Origin of the sequence: Streptomyces diacarni (genome assembly GCF_003323715.1) — a bacterium.
Classification (GTDB): Bacteria; Actinomycetota; Actinomycetes; order Streptomycetales; family Streptomycetaceae; genus Streptomyces; species Streptomyces diacarni.
The window spans coordinates 40629-65092 of the sequence record NZ_QOIN01000050.1 but is presented as its reverse complement, the minus strand read 5'-3'; the positions used below and the strand labels follow the sequence as shown (position 1 = coordinate 65092).

General features: G+C 72.6%; 22 protein-coding genes. 5 read left to right on the top strand and 17 right to left on the bottom strand.

Features of this window, described 5'->3' with window-relative positions:
* Positions 1–132 precede the first annotated feature (132 nt).
* The 13 genes from DTL70_RS26090 to DTL70_RS26030 form a co-directional block, all read right to left on the bottom strand.
* Complete coding sequence (locus DTL70_RS26090) at positions 133–681, bottom strand: hypothetical protein (RefSeq protein ID WP_245979760.1); 549 nt, start codon at positions 679–681, stop codon at positions 133–135.
* A complete protein-coding gene (locus DTL70_RS26085) occupies positions 678–1379 on the bottom strand; it encodes a hypothetical protein (RefSeq protein ID WP_245979758.1) in 702 nt (233 codons plus the stop codon). Before DTL70_RS26085 ends, DTL70_RS26090 begins: the two co-directional genes overlap by 4 nt.
* Positions 1376–2629 (bottom strand): MlaD family protein, encoded by a 1254-nt coding sequence (locus tag DTL70_RS26080; protein WP_114024467.1) that lies wholly within the window; start codon positions 2627–2629, stop codon positions 1376–1378. The genes DTL70_RS26085 and DTL70_RS26080 overlap by 4 nt, the downstream gene beginning before the upstream one ends.
* Entirely contained in the window at positions 2629–3867 is a 1239-nt protein-coding gene (locus DTL70_RS26075) for an MCE family protein (RefSeq protein ID WP_114024453.1), read from the bottom strand. The genes DTL70_RS26080 and DTL70_RS26075 overlap by 1 nt, the downstream gene beginning before the upstream one ends.
* A complete protein-coding gene (locus DTL70_RS26070; RefSeq protein WP_114024452.1) occupies positions 3864–5009 on the bottom strand; it encodes an MCE family protein in 1146 nt (381 codons plus the stop codon). The genes DTL70_RS26075 and DTL70_RS26070 overlap by 4 nt, the downstream gene beginning before the upstream one ends.
* Positions 5006–6055: an MCE family protein gene (locus DTL70_RS26065; RefSeq protein ID WP_114024451.1), complete on the bottom strand. Its 1050-nt coding sequence runs from the start codon at positions 6053–6055 to the stop codon at positions 5006–5008. Before DTL70_RS26065 ends, DTL70_RS26070 begins: the two co-directional genes overlap by 4 nt.
* A complete protein-coding gene (locus tag DTL70_RS26060; RefSeq protein WP_114024450.1) occupies positions 6052–7083 on the bottom strand; it encodes an MCE family protein in 1032 nt (343 codons plus the stop codon). The genes DTL70_RS26065 and DTL70_RS26060 overlap by 4 nt, the downstream gene beginning before the upstream one ends.
* The gene (locus DTL70_RS26055) at positions 7080–8462 is read right to left on the bottom strand and encodes an MCE family protein (RefSeq protein ID WP_114024449.1); all 1383 of its coding nucleotides are present in this window, start codon (positions 8460–8462) and stop codon (positions 7080–7082) included. The genes DTL70_RS26060 and DTL70_RS26055 overlap by 4 nt, the downstream gene beginning before the upstream one ends.
* Positions 8459–9283 carry an MlaE family ABC transporter permease gene (locus tag DTL70_RS26050; RefSeq protein ID WP_114024448.1) on the bottom strand — a complete coding sequence of 275 codons (825 nt, stop codon included), beginning with the start codon at positions 9281–9283 and terminating at the stop codon, positions 8459–8461. Before DTL70_RS26050 ends, DTL70_RS26055 begins: the two co-directional genes overlap by 4 nt.
* Positions 9284–9286: 3 nt before the next feature.
* On the bottom strand, positions 9287–10162 hold the full coding sequence (locus tag DTL70_RS26045) for an MlaE family ABC transporter permease (RefSeq protein ID WP_114024447.1): 876 nt from the start codon (positions 10160–10162) through the stop codon (positions 9287–9289).
* Positions 10159–11274 (bottom strand): ABC transporter ATP-binding protein, encoded by a 1116-nt coding sequence (locus DTL70_RS26040; RefSeq protein ID WP_245979757.1) that lies wholly within the window; start codon positions 11272–11274, stop codon positions 10159–10161. The genes DTL70_RS26045 and DTL70_RS26040 overlap by 4 nt, the downstream gene beginning before the upstream one ends.
* A gap of 37 nt (positions 11275–11311) precedes the next feature.
* A complete protein-coding gene (locus DTL70_RS26035) occupies positions 11312–12820 on the bottom strand; it encodes a DUF6801 domain-containing protein (RefSeq protein WP_114024446.1) in 1509 nt (502 codons plus the stop codon).
* Positions 12821–12985: 165 nt separating this feature from the next.
* Positions 12986–13603 (bottom strand): hypothetical protein, encoded by a 618-nt coding sequence (locus tag DTL70_RS26030; RefSeq protein ID WP_114024445.1) that lies wholly within the window; start codon positions 13601–13603, stop codon positions 12986–12988.
* A 587-nt stretch (positions 13604–14190) separates the two neighbouring features.
* Here DTL70_RS26030 and DTL70_RS26025 point away from each other — a divergent pair.
* Positions 14191–15558 (top strand): PucR-like N-terminal domain-containing protein, encoded by a 1368-nt coding sequence (locus DTL70_RS26025; RefSeq protein WP_114024444.1) that lies wholly within the window; start codon positions 14191–14193, stop codon positions 15556–15558.
* A gap of 13 nt (positions 15559–15571) precedes the next feature.
* On the opposite strand, the gene DTL70_RS26020 is transcribed toward DTL70_RS26025, so the two are convergent.
* Entirely contained in the window at positions 15572–16288 is a 717-nt protein-coding gene (locus DTL70_RS26020; protein ID WP_181861088.1) for a hypothetical protein, read from the bottom strand.
* A 441-nt stretch (positions 16289–16729) separates the two neighbouring features.
* Here DTL70_RS26020 and DTL70_RS26015 point away from each other — a divergent pair, with 441 nt between their 5' ends.
* The gene (locus tag DTL70_RS26015) at positions 16730–17842 is read left to right on the top strand and encodes an isoaspartyl peptidase/L-asparaginase family protein (RefSeq protein ID WP_114024443.1); all 1113 of its coding nucleotides are present in this window, start codon (positions 16730–16732) and stop codon (positions 17840–17842) included.
* A gap of 46 nt (positions 17843–17888) precedes the next feature.
* On the opposite strand, the gene DTL70_RS26010 is transcribed toward DTL70_RS26015, so the two are convergent.
* Complete coding sequence (locus tag DTL70_RS26010) at positions 17889–19046, bottom strand: acyl-CoA dehydrogenase family protein (RefSeq protein ID WP_114024442.1); 1158 nt, start codon at positions 19044–19046, stop codon at positions 17889–17891.
* A 91-nt stretch (positions 19047–19137) separates the two neighbouring features.
* Positions 19138–20622 carry a 3-hydroxyacyl-CoA dehydrogenase gene (locus DTL70_RS26005; protein ID WP_114024441.1) on the bottom strand — a complete coding sequence of 495 codons (1485 nt, stop codon included), beginning with the start codon at positions 20620–20622 and terminating at the stop codon, positions 19138–19140.
* 138 nt (positions 20623–20760) lie between these two features.
* On the opposite strand from DTL70_RS26005, the gene DTL70_RS26000 reads away from it, so the two are divergent.
* Both DTL70_RS26000 and DTL70_RS25995 read left to right on the top strand, forming a co-directional pair.
* Positions 20761–21714: a LysR substrate-binding domain-containing protein gene (locus DTL70_RS26000; protein WP_114024440.1), complete on the top strand. Its 954-nt coding sequence runs from the start codon at positions 20761–20763 to the stop codon at positions 21712–21714.
* 100 nt (positions 21715–21814) lie between these two features.
* Positions 21815–23032 carry an acetyl-CoA C-acetyltransferase gene (locus DTL70_RS25995; protein ID WP_114024439.1) on the top strand — a complete coding sequence of 406 codons (1218 nt, stop codon included), beginning with the start codon at positions 21815–21817 and terminating at the stop codon, positions 23030–23032.
* Between the two features lie 224 nt (positions 23033–23256).
* Here the strand turns inward: DTL70_RS25995 and DTL70_RS25990 are convergent, their stop codons facing one another.
* A complete protein-coding gene (locus DTL70_RS25990) occupies positions 23257–23562 on the bottom strand; it encodes a helix-turn-helix domain-containing protein (RefSeq protein ID WP_114024438.1) in 306 nt (101 codons plus the stop codon).
* Positions 23563–23643: 81 nt separating this feature from the next.
* Here DTL70_RS25990 and map point away from each other — a divergent pair, with 81 nt between their 5' ends.
* Positions 23644–24426 (top strand): type I methionyl aminopeptidase, encoded by a 783-nt coding sequence (map, locus tag DTL70_RS25985; RefSeq protein ID WP_114024437.1) that lies wholly within the window; start codon positions 23644–23646, stop codon positions 24424–24426.
* Positions 24427–24464 lie beyond the last annotated feature (38 nt).

The following is a 24464-nucleotide window of genomic DNA, read 5'->3' as shown; positions in this document are numbered from 1 at the left end:
CCGCGTCGGGAACGGCGGTGTCCGCCTCGGGGGCGTCACTGTCTGCCGTGGAAGCGGCGGTGTCCGCCTCGGGCGCGTCGGCGTCCGGCGTGGGAGCGGCGGTGTCCGCCTCGGGTGCTTTGCTCATCGGTCTCACCTGGCCTTCATCGCGACGATCCGCCAGTCGCCGTGGTCGCGGTGTGCGGTGACGGAGAGCTGCGCGGCGGCGTGGGTGGGCTCGTGGCCCTCGCGGCTCGTGGTCTGGTCGAGGAAGACGAGCAGTTCGGCGCGGTCGCCGCGCAGCCGGGTCACCCCGACGTCGACAACACGGGTGGCGAGCGTCAGCTTCTGCTCCCGCGCCCGCTTCGTCACCTGCGCGAACAGCGTGTCGTACTGGCGGGCCGCCTTGCCCGCGAGCAGCTTGTCGGCCGCCTGTTCGGTGCGGGCCAGGCCCTCGGGGGTGTAGGAGAAGACGCGGGAGAGCGCGTCACCGACCTCGCCGGAGGCCCTGCTGGTGGCCGCGCGGTCGGTGAGTGCGGCGTTGCGGGCCGCGTCGCTGCTCGTCAACTGGGCCGCCCGCACGAGGAAACCGGTCCCGGCGGCGAGCGCGAGGACGAGCACCGACACCACGTACCAGCGGGCACGCCGGCTGCCCAGCAGGGCGAGCAGCCGAACCGTGCGGGGGAAGGCGGGGCGTCTCATCCGCGCTCCTCCCCCACCGGGACGGGGGCCAGCGAGGTGAGCTTCCACCCGTCGTCCGTCCGTTCGAGTCCGGCCGCCATGCGCTTGCGGTCGGCGGCGGGCGCCCCTGACCGGGTCGTGGTCGTGATGCGTACGGTGGCGATCAGCTCGGCGGTGCCCGCCGTGTCGTCCAGTCCGGTGAGCGCCGCGTCCGTGACGCGGGCGCGGGCGCTGGTGCCGCGCTCCTCCAGGGTGTCGGCGCTCTTGTTCTCGTCGCGGCGCAGTTGCTCGCGGAGCGGTCCCGTGGTCGCTTCGCGCCACTCGCGCAGTCCGGCGGCGATGTGCTTGGCGTCGATGGAGTTGAGGGTGGCGAGATGGGTGCGCCCGGCGGCGAGTGCCTGGTCGCGGGCGCGAGCGTAGGCGAGATCGTCGTCGGTGTGCGCGCTCCAGTAGAGCCATGCCGAGACCGCGCAGAACAGCAACACGACGAGCAGCGCTCCGGCCGGCCAGGCCGCCCCGCGCGGCCGTTGCGGCGCCCCGGTGGCCTCCCCGCCGGGGGTCCCGGCGGCCTCCTCGTCCGCAGCGGCCTCGCCGGCAGCACTCCCGCCGGTAGCGGCCTCGTCCGCGACGGCCCCGCCGACAGCGGCCCCGTCCGCGCCGGGGTCCTCTCCCGCCGGGTCCGGCCCGGTGTCCGCTCGGCCCTGTACGTCGGTGCTCACTTCTTCTCCTTCCCCGGCTCCAGTCCGAGCAGAGCGGCCATGTCGCGCGGTTGCCGTGTGGCTCCGTCACCGGAGCGGGCGGTCAGCCGGTCGGCGTGGTCGGTGGCGAGGGATCCCGGGCGCGCGGGCGCCGGCAGCGGGCCGCCCGTGGGGGCGTTGGCGGAGCCGCGTACGTTCTTGCCGCTCGCCGCCGGGGAGGCGCAGTGCGCGCGCTCGTTGAGCGGTGGCGCCTTCCCCGTCTCGAGGCCGTTGCGGTAGCGGGTGCCCTCGTACCCCGCCGTGCACGGCAGCGGGTCGAAGAAGGCGAGTGACATGCCGAGTGTGGCGCCTTCCTTGGTGATGGCGGTGGAGCCGGCCGCGGCCACCCGGGGCAGGGTGACGAGGAGTTCCTCGATGCCGCGCTGCCGGGTGAGGGCGAGCTCGGAGGTGGTGGTGAGGTTGGCGAGCAGCACGCTGAGGCTGGGGTCGAGGTCGCGCAGCAGCCCCGTCACCTGGGTCGCGGCGCCGGGGGTGCGGGCGATGAGGCGGCGCAGGTCGGGGTCGGACTCCTTCAGCTGTGCCAGCAGTTCCCGGGTGCCGGCGGCGAAGTCGCGCAGTGCGTCGCCTTCTTCGCGCTGGGTGCGCAGCACGGTCTCGGAGTCGACGATGAGTCCGGTGGTCTCGGGGGCGGCCGCGTCGGCGGAGTCGAGGAACTCGCTGCCCGTCTCCAGCAGGACCTCCAGATCGTCGCCGCGACCCTCGAAGGTGGTGCCGAGCTCGTCGACGACGGTACGCAGCGCGTCGTGCGGGACGGAGGAGACCAGGTTGTCGACGCTGGCCAGCACCTTGGTGGGAGGCGCGGGCAGGTCGGTGTCGGCCTGCCGGATGACGGACCCCTCGTGCAGATAGGGGCCGTTCTTGGTACTGGGGCGCAGGTCGATGTACTGCTCGCCGACGGCCGAGAGGTTGGCGACGACGGCTTCGAGTGCGTCGGGGATGCGGGGCGCCGAGGTGTTGATCCGCAGGTCGGCGGCGACGCCGGTGTCGGTGAGGTCGATGGTGTCGACCCGCCCGACGGACACGCCGCGGTAGGTGACGTTGGCGTGCTCGTACAGGCCGCCTGTGCGGGCGAGTTCCACCCGGACGGTGTAGTAGTCGCGCAGGCCCACGTAGCGGCCCACGTCGGCGTAGCGGACGCCGATCAGGCCGAGGACGAGCACGGCCAGGACGAGGAAGGCGATGTTCTTGACGAGGACGGCGCGCGTCAGCATCACCGCTCACCCCCGGCCGCTCCCGACGCGTCGGGTGCGGCTGCCGCGTCGGGCGCCGTGGTGACCGCGGGCAGCGGCAGCGCGGCGGGGCCGCCGGCTCCGGCGGCGCCCGGGTCGGTGGGGATCGGTTCCTCCTCGAGGGGCGGTCGCAGTGTGGTGCCGCGGGGCGCCGTCACCCGCAGATAGAGGTTGAGGTAGTCGCCCTTGACCCCGGTCAGGACCTCGTCGGTGAACGGGTAGGTGAACAGCACTTGGAGCGAGTCGGGCAGGTCCTGGCCCGAGTCGGCGAGGCGGCGCAGGGTGGGGGCGAGGGCCTTGAGGTCGGCGACGATGTCGTCCTTGCTGCGGTTGACGGTGTCGACGGCGACGCCGGAGAGGGTGTCGAGGGAGCGCAGCATCGTCATCAGCTGCCCGCGCTGGTCCTCCAGCGTAGTCAGGCCGGGGCTGACCTCGGTGAGGACGGTGTTGATGCTCTTCTTGCGTGCGGCGAGGGTGGCGGAGAGCCGGTTGACGCCGTCGAGCGCACCGGTGATGTCGCTTTTGTGCCGGTCGAGGTCGCCGACCAGCTTGTTGACGCGGCGCAGCATCGACCTGGCCTCCTCCTCGTTGCCGTCGAGGGCCTTGTTCAGCTCGGTGGTGATGGTCTCCAGCTGGCTGACGCCGCCGCCGTTGAGCAGCAGCGAGAGGGCGCCGAGCACCTCTTCGACCTCGGGGTTGCGGTCGGTGCGGGCCAGGGGGATGTGGGTGCCGCGGCGGCTGCCCGCGTGGTGGGCGGCGGGCGCGGCGGGCAGGGAGCCGCCCCGGCCCCCGGCGTCCTCACCCTTCGGCGGGTCGAGGATCTGCACGTACTTCTCGCCCAGCAGGCTGGACTGTTCGATGCGCGCGTAGGGCGTCGCCGGGAGCCGCACCCGCCCGTTGAGGCGCATGGTGACCTTGGCCGTCCAGCCCTTCCTGCCGAGCGTGATCTTGGTGATCTTGCCGACGGTGACGTCGTTCATCTTCACGGAGGACTGCGGGACGAGGCTGAGCACGTCGCGGAACTCGGCGGTCACCGTGTACGGGTGGTCGCCGAGGTCGGCGCCGCCGGGCAGCGGCAGGTCCTCCAGGCCGCCGAACCGCGGCAGGTCCACTCCGCCGCCGAGCAGGGTGAGGCCCAGTGCGGCGGCCACCGCGGCGGCGGCGACTCCGGTGCCGGTCCGCACCGCCAACGCCCGTCTCCCCGTGCGTGCGCGGCTCATCGGTCCGCCCCCTCACGTGCGTCGGTCTTCTTCTCGGGGGTGCCGTAGACCGGTCCTGCCGGGGGCAGGGGAACGGTGGGCAGCGCCTCGCGCTCGGTCGGGGTGACGGGCACGAGCCCTGCCGTGCCGGAGGCGGCGGAGCCCTGGGCGGGCAGCAGGGGGCCGCCCATGCTCAGCTCGTTGATGTTGGCCCGGTTGTCGAGGGTGCCCTGGTCCGGGTTGTAGATGTTGAGGAAGTTGCCCGCAGCCAGCGGTGCGGTGTCCAACGCCTCGGCGAGGGAGGCGCGCTGGTCGACGAGGGTCTGCGTGATCGGGGCGAGCTTCTTGACGTTCTTCTTGAGGCTGCCGCGGTTGTCCTCGATGAACTTCTTCACCTTGCCCAGCGCCGTGCCGAGCTGGGCGAGGGCCTGGGCGAGGTTCTCCTTGTCCTCGGCGAGGAAGGTGGTCACGTCCGAGAGCTGCCGCTCCGCCGTGCGGACCCGGGTGTCGTTGCGCTTGAGCATGCTGGTGAAGGAGCGCAGGTAGCTGACGGTGGCGAACAGGTCGCCGCGGTTGCCGTCGAGGGTCTTGGCCGCCTTGCCGAACTCCTCGATGGACTCGCCGAGGGCCGCCCCGTTGCCGTCCAGGTTCTCGGCGCCGACGTCCAGCAGCTCGGACAGCGCTCCGTCGGCGTTGGCGCCCTCGGGGCCGAGCGCGTCGCTGAGTTCGGTGATGCTGGCGTAGAGCTGGTCGACCTCCAGGGGAACGGAGTTGCGCCCCGAGGGCAGGACGGCGGAGTCCGCCAGCTTGGGCCCCTTGGTGTAGGCGGGGCTGAGCTGCACGTAGCGGTCGGAGACCAGGCTGGGCGCGATGACGACGGCTCGGGCGTTCGCGGGGACCTCGACGCCCTCGTCGATGCGGAGCGTGACCTCCACCTTCTTGCCGTGCGGTTCGACGGCCTCGACGCGGCCGACGCGGACGCCCAGCACCCGCAGGTCGGAGCCCTCGTAGACGCCGACGGCCCGCTCGAACCAGGCGGTGACGCGGGTGCCGTCCCGGCCGCCGAGCACGGTCGCGCCGCCGGCTGAGGCACCGATCACCAGGGCGAGGGCGGCGGCCAGGGCGAGGCTGCGGCTGCGCGGGCGTGCGGGTTCGGTGCTCATCGGCTCTCACCTCCGGGTTTCGGCGGACGGCAGCCGGTCTGCGGCGGAGTGCCGGGCGGCAGGTAGCGCTTGGGCACGAGGCCGCACAGGTAGCTGTCGAACCAGCGGCCGTTGCCGAGGGTGTTGCCGACGAGGCGGTAGTAGGGCCCCGCGACGGCGAGCGCGTCGTCGAGGCGCCGTCGGTTGTCCGCCAGCACGCCGGTGACCCGGTCGAGGGCGCGCAGCGTGGGGCCGAGCTGTTTGTTGTTGTCGTCCACCACCCCGGTCAACTCGCGGCCCAGGTCGCGGGTGCCGGTCAGCAGTTGGTGGATGGCGCCGCGGCGGGAGCGGACCTCGGCCAGCAGCAGGTTGCCGTCGCTCAGCAGGGTGGTGAACTCGTCCCGCTGGCCCTTGAGGGTCCGGGTGAGTTTCTTGGCTCCGGCCAGCAGGTCGGCCAGTTCCGTGTCGCGGGAGGAGAGGGTCTGCGACAGCTTGGAGAGCCCCTTGGCCGCGCCGCGCACGTCGGCGGGTGTGTCGGCGAAGGTGTCGGAGACGGCCCGGAAGCTCTCGGCGAGCTTGGCCGAATCGATCTCCTCGAAGGTGCGCCCGAGCCCGGTGAAGGCCTGCGTCACGTCGTAGGGAGACGTCGTGCGCCCGACGGGGATGCGCTTGCCGGGGTCCTGTGCACGGCCGCCGAGCGGATCGAGTGCGAGGTACTTGTCGCCCAGCAGGGTGCGGATGCTGATGGCCGCCCTGCTGGCGTTGCCCACCCAGGTGTCCTTCACCTTGAAGGACACCCTGACCTTGGCACCGTCCAGGGCGACCTCGGACACCTCACCGACCTTGACGCCCGCGACGCGCACCTCGTTGCCCGAGCGCAGCCCGGCCGCCTCGGTGAAGTCGGCGGTGTAGGTGGTGCCGCCGCCGATGAGCGGCAGGTCGTCGGCGCGGTATACGGCGGTGCCCAGCAGCGCGAGGAGGACCAGTCCGACCAGGCATACGGCGATGGGGTTGCGCTCCGACATCGGTTTCACGCGCGGCATCCGCAGCCGCCTGGTGGCGCTCATCTGCGGCACCTCGGCTCGCTGATACCGATGCCGGTGGGCGGCTCGCTGCCGTCCGTGGTGCGCAGTCCGCTGATCCGGGCCTCGCACAGGTAGGTGTTGAACCAGGAGCCGTAGGAGGCCGCCCTGGCGAGGGTGCGCATCTTCCGCGGCGAGGTGCGCAGGAACTTCTCGAACTGCGGTGTGCCCTCGTTCAGTTGTCCGGAGAGCCGGCCCAGCTCGCGGATGTCCGCCTTGAGGGGCGCCCTGCCGTCCTCGACCAGCCCGGCCGTGGTGGTGGCCAGCCCGCCCATGGCGCTGACGGCCTCCCCGAGGGGCTTGCGGTCCTTGGCGAAGCCGGACACCAGGTCGCTGAGGCTGGTGACGAGTTCGTTGAAGTTCTCCTCGCGCCGGTTGACGGTCTCCAGCACGGTGTCGAGGTTCTTGATGAGGGAGCCGATGACCTTGTCCTTGCGGGCGAGCGTGGTGGTCAGGGAGCTGATGTGGCCGACCAGCGAGGTCACGGTCGAGCCCTCGCCTTGGAGCACCTGGATGATCTCCCCGGCCAGCTGGTTGGTCTCCTTGGGCGACAGGCCTTCGAACAGGGGCTTGAAGCCGTTGAAGAGCTGGGTGAGGTCGAGCGCGGGTGTCGTGCGGCTGAGCGGGATGGTCCCGTCCGCTGCGAGGTCGTGCCCGACGGGTCCGCTGCCGCGCCTGAGGTCGACGTAGCGCTGGCCGACCATGTTGAGGTATTTCACCGAGGCGTGCACCGAGGCCGGCAGCCTCCGGCCCTTCTCGATGGAGAACCGCACCTCGGCGACGCGGCGGTCGACGACGGCGATGTGGTCGACCTGGCCGACCCGCACGCCCGCGATCCGGACGCTGTCGCCCTCCACGAGCCCGGTCACGTCGCTGAACCGCGCCCGGTAGGTGTCGCTCTGGCCGACGCCGGTGTGGGAGATGCTCAGCGCGAGGACCGCGGTGGCCAGGGAGGTCGTGAGCACGAAGACGAGCGACTTGATCAGGGGGCCTGCCAGGCCTGCGCGCTTCATCGCAGGCTCACCTCCGTACCGCGCAGCGCGGGCCCGACCAGGACGCTGCTCCAGCCGGGCAGGTCGGTGGCCGACGCGTCCGCTCCCGCCGCCAGCAACTCGTTGATCAACCGGTTCTCCTGGGGCGAGTTGGGCATCCCCGCACCGCCTCGGGCGTCCGCGATGGTCGCGCCTTCGGGGGCCGGATCGGGTGCCTGCTCCTCGGCGTCCCCGGCGTCCGCCGGCCCCGGCGCCGGCTCGGTGCCCCCCGCGCTGCCTGTCCCCTTCGCCTCGTCGGCGCCCTGCGCCCGCGTACCGCCGGCGGGCCCGAGGTAGGGGACCGAGTAGCAGCGCGGGCCGCCGCCGGTGTTCCCGTAGGCGGGGGTGTCCTTGCCGGGGCGGTACTTGCCGCGTGAGGGCACGACCTTCAGGTCGACGTGCAGGCCCGGCTCGTCGGTGCCCTTGCCGAGCGCCTGGTCCATCACGGGCACGAAGGTGGCGAGCGTACGCAGGGTGCAGGGGAAGGCCGGGGACTGCGCGGCGAGGACACGCAGGGTGGGGCGGCTCGCCGCGGCCAGCCGGATGATGTTGCCCCGGTTCTCCCGCAGGAAGGTCGTCATCTCGCGGGCTGTGCCGGTGGCCGCGCCGTACGCGGTGGACAGGTCCTCGGCCTTCTCGGCCAGCGTGCTGCTGGTGGTGGCGAAGTCGGAGAGCGCGGTGAGGATGTCGGGCGCCGTGTCGGCGTACAGGTGGCTGACCTCGACGAGTTCCTTGATGTCGCGGTTGAGCGCCGGCAGGTGCGGGTTGAGCTTGGCCAGGTAGGCGTCGAGCGTGACGAGGGTGTCGCCGAGCGCGTCGCCCCTGCCCTCCAACGCCCGCGCGACGGCGGTCAGGGTCGCCGACAGCTTCTGCGGCTGCACGGCGGTGAGAGTGGGCAGCAGGCTGTCCAGCACCTCTTCGAGCTCGATGGCGTTGCGGCTGCGGTCCTGCGGGATGGTGGCACCGGCGCTGATCGCCTTCGGCGACGGGTTCTCGGGCGCCACGAGCGCCACGTAGCGCTGGCCGAAGACGGTGGTGGGCAGCATCTGGGCGCGCACGTCCGCGGGGATGCCGTCCAGCTTGTCGCGGTGGAGCGCCACCCGCAGCCGCGCTCCCCGCCCGTCGGAGCTGATCTCGCGCACCTGGCCGACGACGACGCCGCGCAGCTTCACGTCCGCGTTGACGTGCATCTCGTTGCCCGCCTGCGAGGTGCGCACGGTGATCTCGGCGTCGTCGGAGAACTGCTTGTCGTAGACGGCGACCGCCAGCCAGATCAGCAGCGCGGGCACCAGCAGGAAGACGACGCCCGCCAGCCGGCGGCGGGCCGCGAGGCCGCGCTGTCCTTCCACGGGGGCGCTCATCCGGCGACCTTCACGGTCGTGGTGGCGCCCCACAGGGCCAGGCTGAGGAAGAAGTCGGTGACGCTGATGAGCACGATCGCGTTGCGCACCGACCGTCCCACCGCGATGCCGACGCCCGCGGGGCCGCCCTCGGCACGGTAGCCGTAGTAGCAGTGGGTGACGATCACCATGACGCTGAAGACGAAGACCTTCAGGAAGGAGAGCAGCACGTCGGTGGGCGAGAGGAACAGCGTGAAGTAGTGGTCGTAGGTGCCCGCCGACTGGCCGTTGTAGAAGACGGTGATGAAGCGGGACGACAGGTAGGAGCTGAGCAGCCCGATGCCGTACAGCGGGAGGATGCCGATGACGCCGGCGATGATGCGGGTGGTGACCAGGTACGGCATGGAGCGGATGCCCATGCTGTCGAGGGCGTCGATCTCCTCGTTGATGCGCATGGCGCCCAGTTGCGCGGTGAAGCCCGCGCCGAGGGTCGCGGACAGGGCGAGGCCCGCCACCAGGGGGGCGATCTCGCGGGTGTTGAAGTAGGCGGAGATGAAGCCGGTGAACGCGTCGGTGCCGATCTGGTCGAGCGCGGCGTACCCCTGCATGCCGACGACCGTGCCGGTGAAGAGGGTCATGGCGGTCATCACGCCGACGGTGCCGCCGATGACGCCGAGGCCGCCGCTGCCGAACGCCACCTGCGCCAGCAGCCGCAGCACCTCGTGCAGGTAGCGCAGCAGCGCCTTGGGGATCCACAGCAGCGCGCGCAGGTGGAAGAGGAACTGGTCCCCGGGTTTGTCGAGCCAGCCGAACAGGCGGGCCTGCGGGCCGGGCTGGGCCATGGGTCAGCCCCCCTTCGGCGGTACGAGCTGGAGGTAGATCCCGGTGAGGATCATGTTGACGAAGAAGAGGAGGAGGAAGGTGATGACGACGGACTGGTTGACCGCGTCGCCCACGCCTTTCGGTCCACCGCGCGGGTTCAGCCCCCGGTAGGCGGCGACGATGCCGGCGATGAACCCGAAGATCATGGCCTTGATCTCGCTGATGTACAGGTCGGGCAGTTGCGCCAGCGCGGAGAAGCTGGCCAGGTAGGCACCAGGGGTGCCGTCCTGGAGGACGACGTTGAAGAAGTAGCCGCCCAGGGTGCCGACGACGGAGACCATGCCGTTGAGCAGCACCGCCACGCCGACGGTGGCCAGCACCCGTGGCACCACGAGGCGCTGGATCGGCGAGACCCCCATGACCTCCATGGCGTCCAGCTCCTCGCGGATGGTGCGCGAGCCCAGGTCCGCACAGATCGCCGACCCCGCGGCGCCGGAGATCAGCAGCGCGACGATCAACGGGCTGGCCTGCTGGATGTTGACCAGCACGCTGGCGGCGCCTGTGAACGACTGGGCGCTGATCTGGCTGGTGAGCGAGCCGACCTGGAGGGCGATGACCGCACCGAACGGGATCGAGACGAGGGCCGCGGGCAGGATGGTGACGCTCGCGATGAACCAGAACTGCTCGACGAACTCCCGGAACTGGAAGGGCCGCCGGAAGACCGCCCGCACCACCGTGATCGCGAGGGCGAAGAGCCTGCCGGGCTCGCGCAGGAACCCGAGGCCCCTGAGCGGGGCCCTGACGGCCTTCTGCCGCGCGGGGCCGGGCTCGGGTTGCCGCGCGCGGCCGGGCTCGGGTCTCTCGCCCGCGCCGGGCGGCGTCTGCTCGGTGGCGCTCATGGGCGCTCCCGGGGACGGGACGGGTCCGGGCGGCTGGTGTCCACGGAAGCCGTCGCCGCGTTCGGGTCCACACCGGCCGCTCCCGGCTCCTCCCCCGGCCGACCTCGCCGCGCGAGCCTGGTGCGCTGCGGCAGGGGCGGCATGTTCTGCGGCAGGCTCGCCTCGACGGCGCGGCGGGCGGCGGGCGGCAGTTGGTCGAGCATGCCCAGCACCCGCTCCCTGCGCCGCCGCACCGCCTGCCGCTCCGGCAGGCCGGGGGTGGGCTCCAGCTGCGGGACGACCTCGCGCGGTACGGCGTGCAGCGGCCCTGCCGCCTGCCCGTCGGCCTCGCGGGCGAGGGTGGCCGCGTCCTTCTCCTCGGACATGCCGATGGGTCCGGTGCGGCTGCCGGACAGGAACTGCGCGATGACCGGTTCGTCGCTGGTGAGCAGCACCTCCCGCGGCCCGAAGGTGACCAGGTTGCGGCGGAAGAGCATGCCCATGTTGTCGGGCACGGTCGCGGCGATGTCGAGGTTGTGGGTGACGATCAGCATCGTCGCGTCGATCTGCGCGTTCAGGTCGATGAGCAGCTGCGAGGTGAAGGCGGTGCGCACCGGGTCGAGTCCGGAGTCGGGCTCGTCGCACAGGATGATCTGCGGGTCCAGGACGAGGGCGCGGGCGAGGCCCGCGCGCTTGCGCATGCCCCCGGAAATCTCGCCCGGCAGTTTGTCCTCGTCGCCGGCGAGACCCACCATCTCCAGCCGCTCCATGACGGTGCGGCGGATCTCGGTCTCCTTCTTCTTCGTGTGCTCGCGCAGGGGGAAGGCGATGTTGTCGAAGAGGTTCATGGAGCCGAACAGCGCGCCGTCCTGGAACATCAGCCCGAACTTCTTGCGGGCCTCGTACACGTCGCGCTCGCGGCTGCGCACCATGTCGACGCCGTCCACCAGGACGCTGCCGCGCTCCGGTTTGACCAGTCCGATCAGCGACTTGAGGAAGACCGTCTTACCCGTGCCGGAGGGGCCGAGCATGACGCTGACCTCACCGGCGGGCAGGGTGAGCGTGAGGTCCTGCCAGATGTTCTTCTTCCCGAAGGACTTGGTCAGCCCCTGGACGGTCACTTCGATTCCCATGGCGGCGCCCCCTCCCGGTGCGTGCGTGCGACCGCGCTCATCTCGGCAGCTCCGGAACCTCGGGCGGCAGCGCGCATCCCAGACCGCCGGGGCGCATCAGGCACGGTTTGCCCTGAATGAGCTTCATGTAGTTGCCGCTGCCCGAGATGCTCGCGGTGAACAACCGGTCCAGGTCCTCGCCGCCGGTTCCGCACCCGGTGAAGGCGGGGATGTCGAGTTCGGCGCGCAGGACGCCGCCCTTGAAGACGTGGTATTCGTCCGGGCCGACGCCGTGCAGTTCGATGTCGACCGGTTTCTCCGTACGGCAGTGCGGCCCCACCGGCAGCGGCGTGCCGTTGACCGCCACGTCGTGCATGCGCAGGGTCTGGCTCATGAAGATCGTGGCGTAGTTGGGCAGCGTGTTGCCGCGCTGCTCGGTCACGATCGTCATCGGGGTGCCGGTGAACTCGATCTTCGCGGTGACGGGCATCAGGTCGAAGTCGAGGAAGGTGGCGGAGGCGTCGGGCAGCGTGACCTCGCCGACGCTCCGCGTCTGGTTGTAGGTGCCGTTGCTGCCCGACTCGACGTTGATCAGCAGGTTGGCGGTGGTGGCGCCGTCGGCGGGGTCGTTGATCGCCATGCCTCCCCGCAGCTTGAGCACGTTGGCCACGGCGACGGGGACCGTGCACCAGTGGGTGCCCGCCAGTTTCACCATGGTCACGCCCGGCGGCGGCTCGGGCAGCTTGGAGCGGTCCAGTTCGGCCGTCGGCCGCTCGGACTCGCACGGCTTCGCGGGGGGCAGCGGGTCGTCTCCCACATCGATGCCCGCCTCGCGGCGTGCGCTCCGCCCGTCCTCGTCCCCCTGGCCCCCCTCGTCCCGCCCCGGCGGCGCCGCGCTCCCTGTCGGGGTGGGCGAAGCGGACGGGCGCGGCGAGCCCTCCTGGTCGCCGACCGGCACGGTGGCCAGCACGGGGCTGCGCTCGTCCGCCGGTGTGCACCGGGCCGCGGGCGGTGCCTTGGCCGGAAGTGTCGACGGTCCCGCTGAGGGCTCCCCCTGCGGGGCGAGGTCCAGGTCGAGCGCACCGACAATGAAGGTCACCTTGCCCGCGTGCTCGACGGTCACGGGCGGGACCTCTCCCCGGTGCGCGAGGGTGAGGTCCGCGGCGTCCCACACCGGGGTGGAGGGGGCCTTGAGCCCGTCCCAGCGGGCCTCGGCGTCCGAGGTCCCCTGGGCCACCCGCACCGTCAGCGTCGCTTCGGAAGCGACGTCGGTGGTGCCTGCCGGCAGTATTTCGGCCAGCGTCTTCGCGGAGAGCACGGTCTCGACGTCGAGTCCGCTCACCCGCAGCGGGCTGCCGGGTGTGCCGGACGCCGGGAATGTGGCGGAGATTTCGGCCGCCACGCGCTGTGTCCCCGTCGGGAACGCGCACGTGAAGGCGGCGCGCACCGTCGCCTCGCTGTCCTGCGCCTGTGAGCCCGTTCCCGGCAGTACCCCGGCCACCAGCGCGACCGCCGCCACGGCGGCGCCCCGTGCGGTGCGTCGCCGGGTTCGGGCACTGGGTCTCACGCGTGACTCCCACGGAAGGCTCGTCGCCCGGGGCGGGCGGGGCGGCTGGTTCCCCGCGGCCGGGGCGGGCTGGTCCGCCGCACCCGCACGAGGGGTGCGGGTGCGGCGGGTCGTTCGGGTGCCGGCCGGGTGTGGTGCCGGCCGGCGGTGAGGGTGTGCCGGACGTCAGTCGGCGGTGATGGTCTGGGCCGGGTCGGTGTCGTAGGCGGCGTTGAAGGTGGCCGAGTCGCCGGCGTTGATCAGGCCGAGGCAGTTGGCGTCGGTGGCCTGGAGGTTGCCGCCGTTGATGACGAGCTGGTGGGTGGCGTTGTCGAAGTAGCCCGTCACCGTGGCGGCGCCGCCGTCCGGGCCCGCGAAGGACGCGCTGCACAGGCCGTCGGCGTCGGAGATGGAGGCGGTGATGCCGCTGATGGAGCCGATGACCCGGTCGGGGTTGCTCGCGTCGACGGACTCCGCGTTGATGCTCAGCGGGCTGGAGACGGTGACGTCGAAGCTGATGCCGGCCAGGGAGCAGCCCGTGAAGGTCAGCGAGTCGATGGTGCCCAGGCCCGCGCCCGCGTTGCCCGAACCCGTCTTGAGGTCGCCGCCTGCGTCCGAACTCGAACAGACCAGCTGCGCGTTGGGTACCGACAGGGTCGGCTGGGAGGCGTTCGCGGAGAACGCGCCGCCCGGGGTGACCGTCCAGGTGCCGGCCGAGGTGGCGGCTGCCGAGGCGGCGGAGAGGCCGAGGGCCGCGGTGGCGGCGACGGCCGCGACCGCGGCCCGTCTGGTGAATTTGCGCACGTGACATTCCCTCCACTGGATGTGGGATCCTGAAGAGCTGTGCTCCGCACCGGGGCGACTTTCTCGGCACAGCCGCTGCTCATCGCAGGAAACGCTGCGCCACGCCACTTTCCGTATGCCCTTTTCGAGGGCTGGCACGACGGGACGTTACGCACTGGTAATGCGCCGGTGCAATACCTCGGCGCAAGAAGTGAGGGGCCGTTTCCCGCAGGTCGGATTTCTTGTCACCGGTTGCGCGTCGACGGCGTTTTCCGAGCGCGCCGTTCATCATCGGGTGCGCATTCCGGCTGCGCCCTGGTGACGGAGCCCGGCGGCGGTGGCAGCGTGGTGACTCGCGCGTGTACCGGCCATCTTCCGCGTTTCCGAGGGGCTGCGCCGCCGCGCCCGCTGGTCTAAGGTCTCCCGTGCACGAGCGCCGATGCCGTACGCCACCGACGCGAGGCGCCGCCCCCACGCGGCACGGCAGCGGAGTGCGCGATTCCATCGACAGGCGGCCGGCCGCACCGGCCGCACGAGGCCGGACTCGTCCCCCACCTTGGCCGGTTGGCTCGTCTGACCGACGCAGGCCGACAGTGGAGGGTACGTCCATGGTGCAGACAGCAGCAGCGTCCCAGCCCCGCGCCCAGGTGCCGGGCCCGCTCCCCCAGGAACTGGCGTCCGTGATGTGGCCAGAACTACCCGCCGTCGCGGACGAGATGGTGCAGGAGATCGGCCGGGTGGTGCCCGAGTACGGCCCCTTGCTGGAAGGCCCGAGCCGGACGGTTCTGCTGCACTGCGTGCGGCAGAACCTCACCACCTTCGTCGAACTCGTCGCGGACCCGGCGGCCTCCACGGCGCAGCGGGACGCGCTGTGCCGCAGCCTCGGCCGGCTGGAGGCCACCGAGGGGCGGGGGCTGCACTGTCTCCAGTCGGCGCTACGCATCGGGGCGCGGGTGGGGCTGCGCCGCGCCACCGGCGTGGGCACCCGCTACAACCTGCCCGCCTCGCTGATCGTCGCGTTCGCCGACGCGGTCTTCGCCTACGCGGACGTCATCGAGTCGCTGTGTCGCGAGGGATACGTGGAGGCCAGGGGCGGCAGGGACGACGCGTGGGAGTCGCAGCGCTCACGGCTGCTGCGGCTGATCCTGGCGGGCTCGGCGGCCGCGGACGAGCCGGGCCCCGCCGGTGCGGCACCCGGATCCGGCGGGGCGCACCGCGGCGAGGCCGCCTCGGAGCCGGGGCCCGTGGCACCGCACCCCGCCGTCGTGGACCTCGCCCGGCGGGTCGGCTGGCCCGTACCCGAACGGGTGACCCTGGTGGCGCTGCGGCCCGGCGCCGCCCGTGAGCGCTTACGCCTGCCGGGGCTCGACGACGTACTGGCCGACCTGGACGACCCGCGGCCTCACCTGCTGGTGCCCGGCGAGGTGGACGAGGCCCGCATGGGGATGCTGGCGCGCGCGCTGGGGGGCCGCCAGGCGGTGATCGGGGTGACCGTGCCGCTGGGCGGCGCGGCCGACTCGCTGCGCTGGGCGCGGCAGACCCTGGCGCTGATGGAGACGGGGGTGTTGCCCCAGCGGCAGGTCGCGCGGTGCGAGGACCATCTGGTCACCCTGTGGCTGACCGGCGATCCGGCGCTGGCCGAGCGGCTGGCCACCCGGCAGCTCGCCCCGCTGGACGGGCTCACCACGGGGCAGCGGGAACGCCTGGTCGACACGTTGCGGACGTGGCTGACGACGCGCGGTACGGCGGCGCAGATGGCGGAGGCGCTGCACCTGCATCCGCAGACGGTGCGCTACCGGATGCGGGCGCTGAAGAAGACGTTGGGCGCCCAACTCGGCGACCCGGAACAGCGGTTCGCCACGGAGCTGGCGCTGCGGGCGCTGCACCTGCGGCGGCCCGGCACCGCGCGGCCCCCGGCCGGTGCGCACGCACAGGGCCGGGAGCCGGAGATGCCCCGCGGGCACGAGGGCGTCTGAGTGACCGCGGGCGCTACCGGGCCGCGGTGGCCGGGGGCTGTGCGGCCTTGCCCAGGGTGAGGGTGAGGGTGTTGCCCTCGCCCGGCACCATGCTGTTGATGACCGGGGTGGCCAGCAGGCAGTGCTCGAACTTGGGGATGGTGTAGGTCCCGCTCAGTTTTCCGCCGGCGAAGACGTTGAAGCCCTCCTCGGACTCCAGGTCGATGACGGCCGGCGCCTTGGTCTTGCACCGCGGGCCGACGGGGGTGGGGATGCCGGCGACCTTGAGGTTCTTCAGCCGGAGGGTGAGGTGCGAGGTGGTGGCGACCGCGCCGGTCTTCAGGTCGAGGGTGCCGGTCGTGGGCTCCTCCTCGATGAACTCGGTGGTCACCGTGATCGGGATACCGAGCGCCTTGAAGGAGCCCGGCGCGTCGGGGAGTTGGGTCTGGGCGGTCAGCTCACCCGTGGTCAGGTCGGTCGACGTCTTCAACGCTCCGGGACCGAGGGTGAGGTCGCTTCCGGGGCCGGCGAGGTGGGTGGTGCCGTTGAGCGGGTAGTCGAGGCGGACGGGGGTCGCGGCGGCGCCCGCGTCGGCCTGCTTGGTGTCGGCGTGCGCGGTGCCGGTGACGAGGGCCGGTGCCACGCAGCCGAGGGCGAGCGCGACGGCCACGCTCGCTCGTCGGGCCGGCCGCCCAGGGCGGCGGCAGGCGGTGGGAGCGTCGGCCGGGAACGCGGACGGCGTGCGTCTCATATCAGCTCCTGGGTGTCGGGGAATGCGCTGACGCGCATGAGCGGACCCCGTGGCCGCCTCGGGTACGGCCACGGGGTCCTCGGCCGCACGTGGCGGCCTGGGTTTCGACTCGCGAGCCATGACGCCGACGGAAAGGCGGCGCCCCGGTGAAAAGGAACGCTACGAGCGAGTAACCGGTCGCGCAACAGCGGTTTCTTGATTTCTTGACGAAGGCGGTGGTGGGCGCGTTTCTTTGTCTGTGCCCGCGCAATGCGCGCGTTTTCAGGGCGCGTTCTTCATCGGCCGCTGAGCACACCACAGGACGTGGAGCCGGCCGCCGGTGGCGCCGTACGTGGGCGCCGCCGCGTCCGCGAAACAGAGCGACGCCCTCTACAGCCGGGCCGACTCCGCGCAGTAGGGTGCGCGCGTTCCCAGGTCACCGGCCGGAAGGAAGGACCGCACATGCGCACACCCGCGCGGATACGGACCCGTTCGTGGCTGCTCCCGGCGCTGGCCGCGGCCACGACACTCACCGTCGTGGCCGTCGCCGCGCCCGGAGACGCCAAGAGTCCGTCGGAAGGCTCCACGGCGGCCGCCGCCGCGGCAGCGCCCGCCAAGAAGGCCGAGCCGGACGCGCGGAACGTGGTGCTCGCCGTGCACGGCGGCGCCGGGACGGCGCTGAAACGGGACGAGACCAGCCCCGAGGAGGAGAAGGCCTACCGCGACGGCCTCGAGCGGGCGCTGCGCGCCGGACAGAAGGTGCTCAAAGCGGGCGGCAGCAGCACCAAGGCCGTGGAGAAGGCGGTCAACGTGCTGGAGGACGACCCGCTGTTCAACGCGGGCAAGGGCGCCGTCTTCACCGCGGACGCCGGACACGAGCTCGACGCCTCCCTCATGCGCGGCTCCGACCTGAAAGCCGGTGCCGTCGCGGGCGTCAAGCACGTACGCAACCCCATCACGGCGGCCCGGCTGGTCATGGACGAGACCAAGCACGTGCTGCTCGCCGGCCAGGGCGCCGACGACTTCGCGCTCCAGCAGGGCCTCAAGCCGGTGACGCAGGACTACTACTGGACCCAGCGGCGCTGGGACGAGCTGATGAAGGCCAAGGGCAGCGACCCGGGCAAGCCCGTCAAGGACGCCACCAAGGGCACGGTCGGCGCCGTCGCCGTGGACGGCGAGAAGGACCTGGCCGCCGCCACCTCCACGGGCGGGCTCACCAACAAGATGGCGGGCCGCGTGGGCGACTCACCCCTCATCGGCGCCGGCACCTACGCCAAGAACAGCACGGTCGCGGCGAGTGCCACAGGGCAGGGCGAGGTGTTCATCCGCGGCGCCGCCACCGCGACGATCTCCGACCTGATGGAGTTCGCGGGCAAGGACGTGGCCTCCGCCGCCTACGAGGTACTGATCAAGCGGCTGCCGAAGCTGGGCGGCGATGGAGGCGTCATCGCGCTGGACCGCCACGGCACCTTCGACGCGCCGCACAGCAGCGAGGGCATGCTGACCGGATACCTCACGCGGGACGGCGAGTTCGTCACCCGCATCTTCTCCGACGAGTCGCCGCCCAACACCTGACGCGGTGGCCGGCCGCGCGACGCCCGGCGCCATGGCCGGCCGCGCGTCACATGGCGTCGACGCCGGTCAGGGCCCGGCCGATGAGCAGCTTCTGGATCTGGCTGGTGCCCTCGTAGAGGGTCAGGACGCGGGCGTCCCGCAGGTACTTGCCCGCGGGGTACTCGTCGATGTAGCCGTAACCGCCGAAGGTCTGCAGGCAGTTGTTGCTGACCTTCACGGCCGTCTCACTGGCGTGGTACTTCGCGATGGAGGCCTCGGTGGCGTACTCCTTGGGCGAGGCGCCCGCGTCCGCCATCCGCGCGACCTGGTGGGTGAGCAGACGCGCGGCGCGGATCTCGACCTCCGACTCGGCGAGCAGTTCCTGGACGAGCTGGAAGGAGGCGACCGGCTTGCCGAACTGCTCGCGCTCGGTCGTGTAGCGCACCGCGGCGTCCAACGCGCCCTGGGCCAGACCCACCGCACCGGCCGCCACGGAGATCCGGCCGCGGCTGAGCGTTCCCAGGGCGATGCCGAGCCCCCTGCCGACCTCGCCGAGGCGCGCCGTATCCGGCACCCGCACGCCGTCGAAGGCGAGTTCGGCGGTGGCCTGGCCGCGCAGCCCCAGCTTGCCGTGGACCGGGGTGGCCGTGAAGCCGGGCGCGTCGGTGGGCACCAGGAACGCGGTGATCCCCTCCTCGCCGGTACGGGCGAACGTCAGGGCCACCTGCGCGACGGTGCCGTTCGTGATGAACATCTTGGCGCCGTCGATGATCCAGTCCCCGCCCTCGCGGCGGGCACGGGTGCGCAGCGACCCCGCGTCGGATCCCGTCCCCGGTTCGGTGAGTCCGAAGCAGCCGAGCGCTTCCCCGCTCGCCAGCCGCGGCAGCCACCGCTCCTTCTGCTCGGCGCTCCCGTGCGCGGCGATCGTCTTGGCGACCAGGCCGAGCGAGACGGAGACGATGCCCCGCACGGAGGAGTCGCCCCGGCCCAGCTCCTCGGTGGCCAGGACGTAGGAGAGCATGTCGGCCGGCACCCCGCCGTACTCCTCGGGGAGGGTCAGAGCGAGGAAGCCGAGCTCGCCCAGCCGCCCGGGTATCGCGGGATCCACGGCCTCCCGCCTGTCCCATTCGCGCGCGTACAGGATGACCTCGTACTCCACGAAGTCGCGCGCCATGGCGCGCATGTCCTGCTGGGTCTCGCTGAGCCCGAAATCCCGGTGGTCCATGTCTTCCTCTCCGTCTCGCGCACCGGTCCGTCTTGCGCACCGGCCCGCCTGCGAACCGGCGCCACGCGGCCCCGTGCGAGGGGCCCTCTCGTCATTCCGGCAGTGGCGCCATGGGGGTGGTCAGGGGCAGGCCCAGGCGGGCCCGCTGCGTCAGCCACGGGGTGGGCCGGTAGCGGGGGTCGCCCGTCTCGGCGTGGAGGGCGCGCAGGAGGGCGAGCATCCGGGCGGCGCCGACCGTGTCGGCCCAGGCGAGGGGGCCGCGCGGGTAGCCGAGTCCGAGAGTGACGGCCACGTCGATGTCCTCGGGTGCGGCGATGCCGCGCTCGGCGATCCCGGTGGCGACGTTGACGAGCGAGGCCAGCATCCGCTGTGCGGGCGACCCCGCGGTGTCCCTGACCACCGTCACCGCGGCGCCGTCCCGCGCCAGGACGGCCACCGCGTCGCGTACGGCGCTCTCCTCGGTCGCGGGCGTCACCGCCAGCACCCGGCGCGGCGTGTCCAGGCACAGCGGGTCGAGTCCCAGGGTGCGCTCGGCGGGGAGCCCACCCTCGGCGACGGCCGCCGCGACGGAGGTCCCCCAGGTGGGCACCAGGACCAGCGACGTGTCGGAGGGGGCGGCCACGGTGGCGAGGGCGGCCGCCGCGTCACCCGTCACGGCGACGTCCCGCGCCGGGTCGCCGCCCGCCGGCCCCGGCTCCGGCACGGCGGGCCCCGCCTCGCCCTGGCCGTAGGCGTAGAAGCCCCGGCCCGTCTTGCGGCCGTGCAGGCCGGCCGCGACCCGGTTGGCCGTCAGGTAGGAGGGGCGCAGCCGGTCGGCGTGGCGAAAGCCGGTCCAGACGGTCTCCATGACGGAGGCCGTCACGTCGAGTCCGGTCAGGTCCATCAGTTCGAAGGGGCCCATGCGCAGCCCGAGGACGTCGCGGGCGACGCGGTCCAGCGAGGCGGGAGCGGCCACGGACTCCTCCAGCAGGGCGAACGCCTCGGTCACCAGCCCGCGTCCGGCGTGGTTGACGAGGAACCCCGGGGTGTCGGCGACGGTGACGGCGCGGTGCCCCGACGCCTCGACCAGCTCCGTCAGCCGCTCGGTGACACTCGGGCGGGTGGCGGCGCCCGGCACCACCTCGACGAGCTTCATCAGCGGTACCGGGTTGAAGAAGTGCAGCCCCGCCAGGCGCCCCGGGTCCGCCAGCCGTGCGCCGATCCGGGTGACCGACAGGGAGGAGGTGTTGGTCGCGAAGGCGGTGGTGGCGGGCAGCACCCGCTCCAGGCCCGTGAACAGCTCCGCCTTGACCTCCAGGTCCTCCACCACGGCCTCGATCACCAGGTCGGGCGCGTCGCCGTCCGGGACCGCGTGGGGCGAGTCCAGGGTGCGGAGACCGGCGAGCGCACGGTCGACTTCCGCGCGGCTCATCCGCCCCTTCTGCGCGGCGCGCTCCAGCATGGAGCGGACGAAGGCGACCGCCTCGCCCACCGACTCGGCACGGGCGTCGGCGAGTTCCACCGTGTGCCCGGCCACCACGGCCCACTGCGCGATGCCGCGCCCCATGGTGCCCGCTCCCACCACCCTGATCCGCATGAACGGCTCCCTCTCCGCAACTGGTGCGGTCTCTCCGCTGTCAGCGACCATTGATCTGCGTTCCCCACCAAATTAGAGTCTCTTTGAGACGAAGAACAGATCAGTTGGCCGAATGCCCCGGGAAACGGAGGGGGAGCCGTGGAGCTGCGGTACCTCGCCGCGTTCGTCGCCGTGGCCGAGGAGCTGCACTTCGGGCGGGCGGCCAAGCGGCTGCGGATGGCGCAGCCGCCGCTCAGCCAGCAGATCCGCCAGCTGGAGCGGGAGCTGGACGTCCAACTGTTCGCGCGCAGCACGCGTTCGGTGCGGCTGACCGGTGCGGGCGAGGCCTTCCTCGGGCCCGTACGTACGGTGCTGGCCGACCTGGAGGCGGCGACCCGGCTGGCCAGAGCCGCGGGGCGCGGCGAGGCCGGGCGGGTCAGCGTCGGCTTCGCGGGCGCCTCCAGTCACACCACGCTCCCCCGCCTCACCCGCGCCGTCCGCACCGCGCACCCCGGTATCGAGCTGGTGATGCGGGGCCAGACGTACGCCAACCGGGCCCTCGACGAGGTGGCGGAGGGCGGCCTCGACCTCGGCTTCGTCCGGCTGCCGGTGCGGCCCCACGTCGAGCGGCCGGGCGTCCGCACCCGGGTGATCGCCGAGGAGCGGCTGATCTGCGCCCTCGCCTCCGACCACCCGCTGGCCCGCCACGAGCGGATCGAGGTCGCGGACCTGGCCGCCGAACCGTTCGTCAGCTTCCCCGCGAACGCCGGGTCCAGCCTGCGGGACGTCACGTTCCGCACCTGCGAACGCGCGGGCTACCTGCCGCGGGTCGTCCAGGAGGCCCCCGACTCGTACACGATCCTCGCGCTGGTGGCCATGGGCGTCGGTGTCACCCTCACACTCACCTCCTGCACCCACATCCAGCAGACCGGGCTCGTCTACCGCCCGCTGGCGGGCGATCCCGTGGTGCTGCGCTCGGCGTTGGCGTGGCGCGCGGACAACCCGTCGGCGGCGCTGCGCAGCGTGCTGGACATCGCCCGCGACGCACTGCCCACCCCGCGGGGCCGCACGGAAGCCGCCGAGAGGGGCGCGGAGACCGGGCCGCCCACATGAGCCGCCCTCCCGCGCACGGCCCCTCCTCCTGCGCGCCCCAACCCGCGCGCCCGCCACACCTCCACCCCCTCCCACCCCCTGGACACAGGAAGGCCGCGACATGACCGACATCGTCATCTGCGAACCCCTGCGCACCCCCATCGGCCGGTTCGGCGGAGCACTCGCGGGGCAGCGGCCCGAAGGCCTGGCCGCACTGGTCATCGCCGAGATCGTCGCCCGTACGGGTATCGATCCCGCACGCGTCGACGAGGTGATCCTCGGCCAGGCCTACCCCACCTGCGAGGCACCGGCCCTGGGCCGGGTGGCCGCGCTCGACGCGGGACTGCCCGAGACGGTGACGGGCACCCAGATCGACCGGCGGTGCGGTTCAGGACTCCAGGCGGTGCTGGACGCGGCGATGCAGATACAGGCCGGTTTCAGCCAGGTCGTCATCGCGGGCGGCGCCGAGGTGATGAGCGCGGCGCCCCACTACACCCACGAAGGACGCTGGGGCATCAAGGGCCCCGGCCTGACGCTGCACGACTCCCTCGCCCGGGGCCGCGTCACCGCAGGGGGCGTCAACCACCCGGTGCCCGGCGGGATGATCGAGACGGCCGAGAACCTGCGCCGCGAGTACGGCGTCAGCCGCGCCGACCAGGACGCGCTGGCGCTGCGCTCCCAGCAGCGCACCGCACACGCCCAGGAACAGGGGCTGTTCGAAGCCGAGACGGTTCCGGTGACGGTCCGCACCCGCAAGGGCGAGCGCGTGGTCGCCACCGACGAGCACCCGCGCCCCGACACCACCGCCGAACAGCTCGCCAAGCTGCGCCCCGTACGGCTGGGCCAGGACCCGGAGGCGACCGTGACGGCGGGCAACGCCAGCGGCCAGAACGACGCCGCGGCCGCCTGCCTGGTCACCACCGCCGAGACCGCCGAACAGCTGGGGCTGCGGCCACTGGTGCGGCTGGTCTCGTTCGCGCGCGCCGGGGTGCCCGCCGCGACCATGGGGCTCGGCCCCGTCGGCGCCACCGAACAGGCGCTCGCCAAGGCCGGACTCGACCTCGCCGACCTGGACCTCATCGAGCTCAACGAGGCCTTCGCCGCGCAGGTGCTGGCCTGCACCCGCGCGCTGGGGCTGACCGGCGAGGACCACGAACAGCGCGTCAACGTGTGCGGCTCCGGCATCTCTCTGGGCCACCCGGTCGGCGCCACCGGCGCACGCATCCTGGCGACCCTGGCCCACATGATGCACCGCTCCGGCGCCCGCTACGGCCTGGAGACCATGTGCATCGGCGGCGGCCAGGGCCTCGCCGCCGTCTTCGAACGCGTGCCCGAGTAGGCGTCACGTCCGACGCGGGTTCTCGCTGGAGCGCGCAGGCCGTGGCCGGCGCACGGCCCGTGCGGAATCCGCAGAGGCCGTGTCCGGCGCACGGTCTCTGCGGGAGAAGCCCTGTCCGACGCACGGTCCTGCGGGGTGCGGTGAGCCCGAGAACGAGGACGGGACGAGGGTGCGGCACGGTGGAGTACGGCCAGGCGCCGACGTGCCGAGGCCGGGGTGCGGCGTTACGAGGCCAGCGACGGATGCCGCGTGACGGGCGGGACCGACTGCTCTTCGGTGGTCCGCTCCGCCTGGCTGATCTCGGCCCAGACGGCGTCGAGCGACAGGCCGAGGGTGTCGGCGATCGCGGCGATGGTCGGGAAGGCCGGGGTGGCCACCCGGCCTGACTCGATCTTCCGCAGAGTTTCCGGCGAAATGCCCGAGGCCAGCGCCACGTCCAGCATCGAGCGACCGCCCCGGGCGCGGCGGAGCAGGGCGCCGAGGCGCTCTCCGCGTGCCACCTCGGCGGGGGTGAGCGGCAACCTGACCATGACCCCATTCTAATGCCGGTATAGTTAGACCGTGATAGTTATTGGACGCCGCAGTCGCCGGCCACATGGGAGAGGTCCCCCGTGATAGAGATTCTGAACTCCGCGCAGCTCGAGCAGGCGGCTGACACCGGCGCCCTGGTCGGAGACATCCTGCACACACTGAGGCAGCGCAGCACGGTCGGGACGGACCTGCTGGACATCGACCAGTGGACCAAGGACATGATCACCGAGGCGGGAGCGCAGTCCTGCTACGTCGACTACGCGCCGTCCTTCGGGCGCGGCCCGTTCGGACATCACATCTGCACGGCCGTCAACGACGGAGTGCTGCACGGGCGACCCCATCACTACACGCTGGCGGACGGAGACCTGCTCACCCTCGACCTCGCCGTGTCCAGGGGCGGGGTGGCCGCGGACGCCGCGATCAGCTTCCTGGTGGGCGAGGCCAGGCCGGCGGAGAGCGTCGCGCTGATCGAGACGACCGAACGCGCGCTCGCCGCCGGTATCGCCGCCGCCGGGCCCGGCGCGCGCATCGGTGACCTCTCCCACGCCATCGGCACGGTCCTGACCGAGGCGGGCTACCCGGTCAACACCGAGTTCGGAGGCCACGGCATCGGCTCGACGATGCACCAGGACCCCCACGTGCCGAACACCGGAAGGCCCGGCCGCGGATACCCGCTGCGCCCCGGACTGCTGCTCGCCCTGGAGCCCTGGATCATGGCCGACACCGCCACCCTCGTCACCGACGCGGACGGATGGACGCTGCGCAGCGCGACGGGCTGCCGGACCGCGCACAGCGAGCACACCATCGCCATCACCGACGACGGAGCCCAGATCCTCACGCTGCCCACGCGAGCGCGAGCGTGAGTCCCCGCCCGGACACCGCGCCCGACCGAGTCGGCCGG

Bases quoted from the DNA above. Each gene is read 5' to 3' on its own strand.
- DTL70_RS26090 (WP_245979760.1), bottom strand. From the start codon at position 681: ATGAGACGCCCCGCCTTCCCCCGCACGGTTCGGCTGCTCGCCCTGCTG.
- DTL70_RS26080 (WP_114024467.1), bottom strand. From the start codon at position 2,629: ATGCTGACGCGCGCCGTCCTCGTCAAGAACATCGCCTTCCTCGTCCTG.
- DTL70_RS26075 (WP_114024453.1), bottom strand. From the start codon at position 3,867: ATGAGCCGCGCACGCACGGGGAGACGGGCGTTGGCGGTGCGGACCGGC.
- DTL70_RS26070 (WP_114024452.1), bottom strand. From the start codon at position 5,009: ATGAGCACCGAACCCGCACGCCCGCGCAGCCGCAGCCTCGCCCTGGCC.
- DTL70_RS26065 (WP_114024451.1), bottom strand. From the start codon at position 6,055: ATGAGCGCCACCAGGCGGCTGCGGATGCCGCGCGTGAAACCGATGTCG.
- DTL70_RS26060 (WP_114024450.1), bottom strand. From the start codon at position 7,083: ATGAAGCGCGCAGGCCTGGCAGGCCCCCTGATCAAGTCGCTCGTCTTC.
- DTL70_RS26055 (WP_114024449.1), bottom strand. From the start codon at position 8,462: ATGAGCGCCCCCGTGGAAGGACAGCGCGGCCTCGCGGCCCGCCGCCGG.
- DTL70_RS26050 (WP_114024448.1), bottom strand. From the start codon at position 9,283: ATGGCCCAGCCCGGCCCGCAGGCCCGCCTGTTCGGCTGGCTCGACAAA.
- DTL70_RS26045 (WP_114024447.1), bottom strand. From the start codon at position 10,162: ATGAGCGCCACCGAGCAGACGCCGCCCGGCGCGGGCGAGAGACCCGAG.
- DTL70_RS26040 (WP_245979757.1), bottom strand. From the start codon at position 11,274: ATGGGAATCGAAGTGACCGTCCAGGGGCTGACCAAGTCCTTCGGGAAG.
- DTL70_RS26025 (WP_114024444.1), top strand. From the start codon at position 14,191: ATGGTGCAGACAGCAGCAGCGTCCCAGCCCCGCGCCCAGGTGCCGGGC.
- DTL70_RS26020 (WP_181861088.1), bottom strand. From the start codon at position 16,288: ATGAGACGCACGCCGTCCGCGTTCCCGGCCGACGCTCCCACCGCCTGC.
- DTL70_RS26015 (WP_114024443.1), top strand. From the start codon at position 16,730: ATGCGCACACCCGCGCGGATACGGACCCGTTCGTGGCTGCTCCCGGCG.
- DTL70_RS26010 (WP_114024442.1), bottom strand. From the start codon at position 19,046: ATGGACCACCGGGATTTCGGGCTCAGCGAGACCCAGCAGGACATGCGC.
- DTL70_RS26005 (WP_114024441.1), bottom strand. From the start codon at position 20,622: ATGCGGATCAGGGTGGTGGGAGCGGGCACCATGGGGCGCGGCATCGCG.
- DTL70_RS25995 (WP_114024439.1), top strand. From the start codon at position 21,815: ATGACCGACATCGTCATCTGCGAACCCCTGCGCACCCCCATCGGCCGG.
- DTL70_RS25990 (WP_114024438.1), bottom strand. From the start codon at position 23,562: ATGGTCAGGTTGCCGCTCACCCCCGCCGAGGTGGCACGCGGAGAGCGC.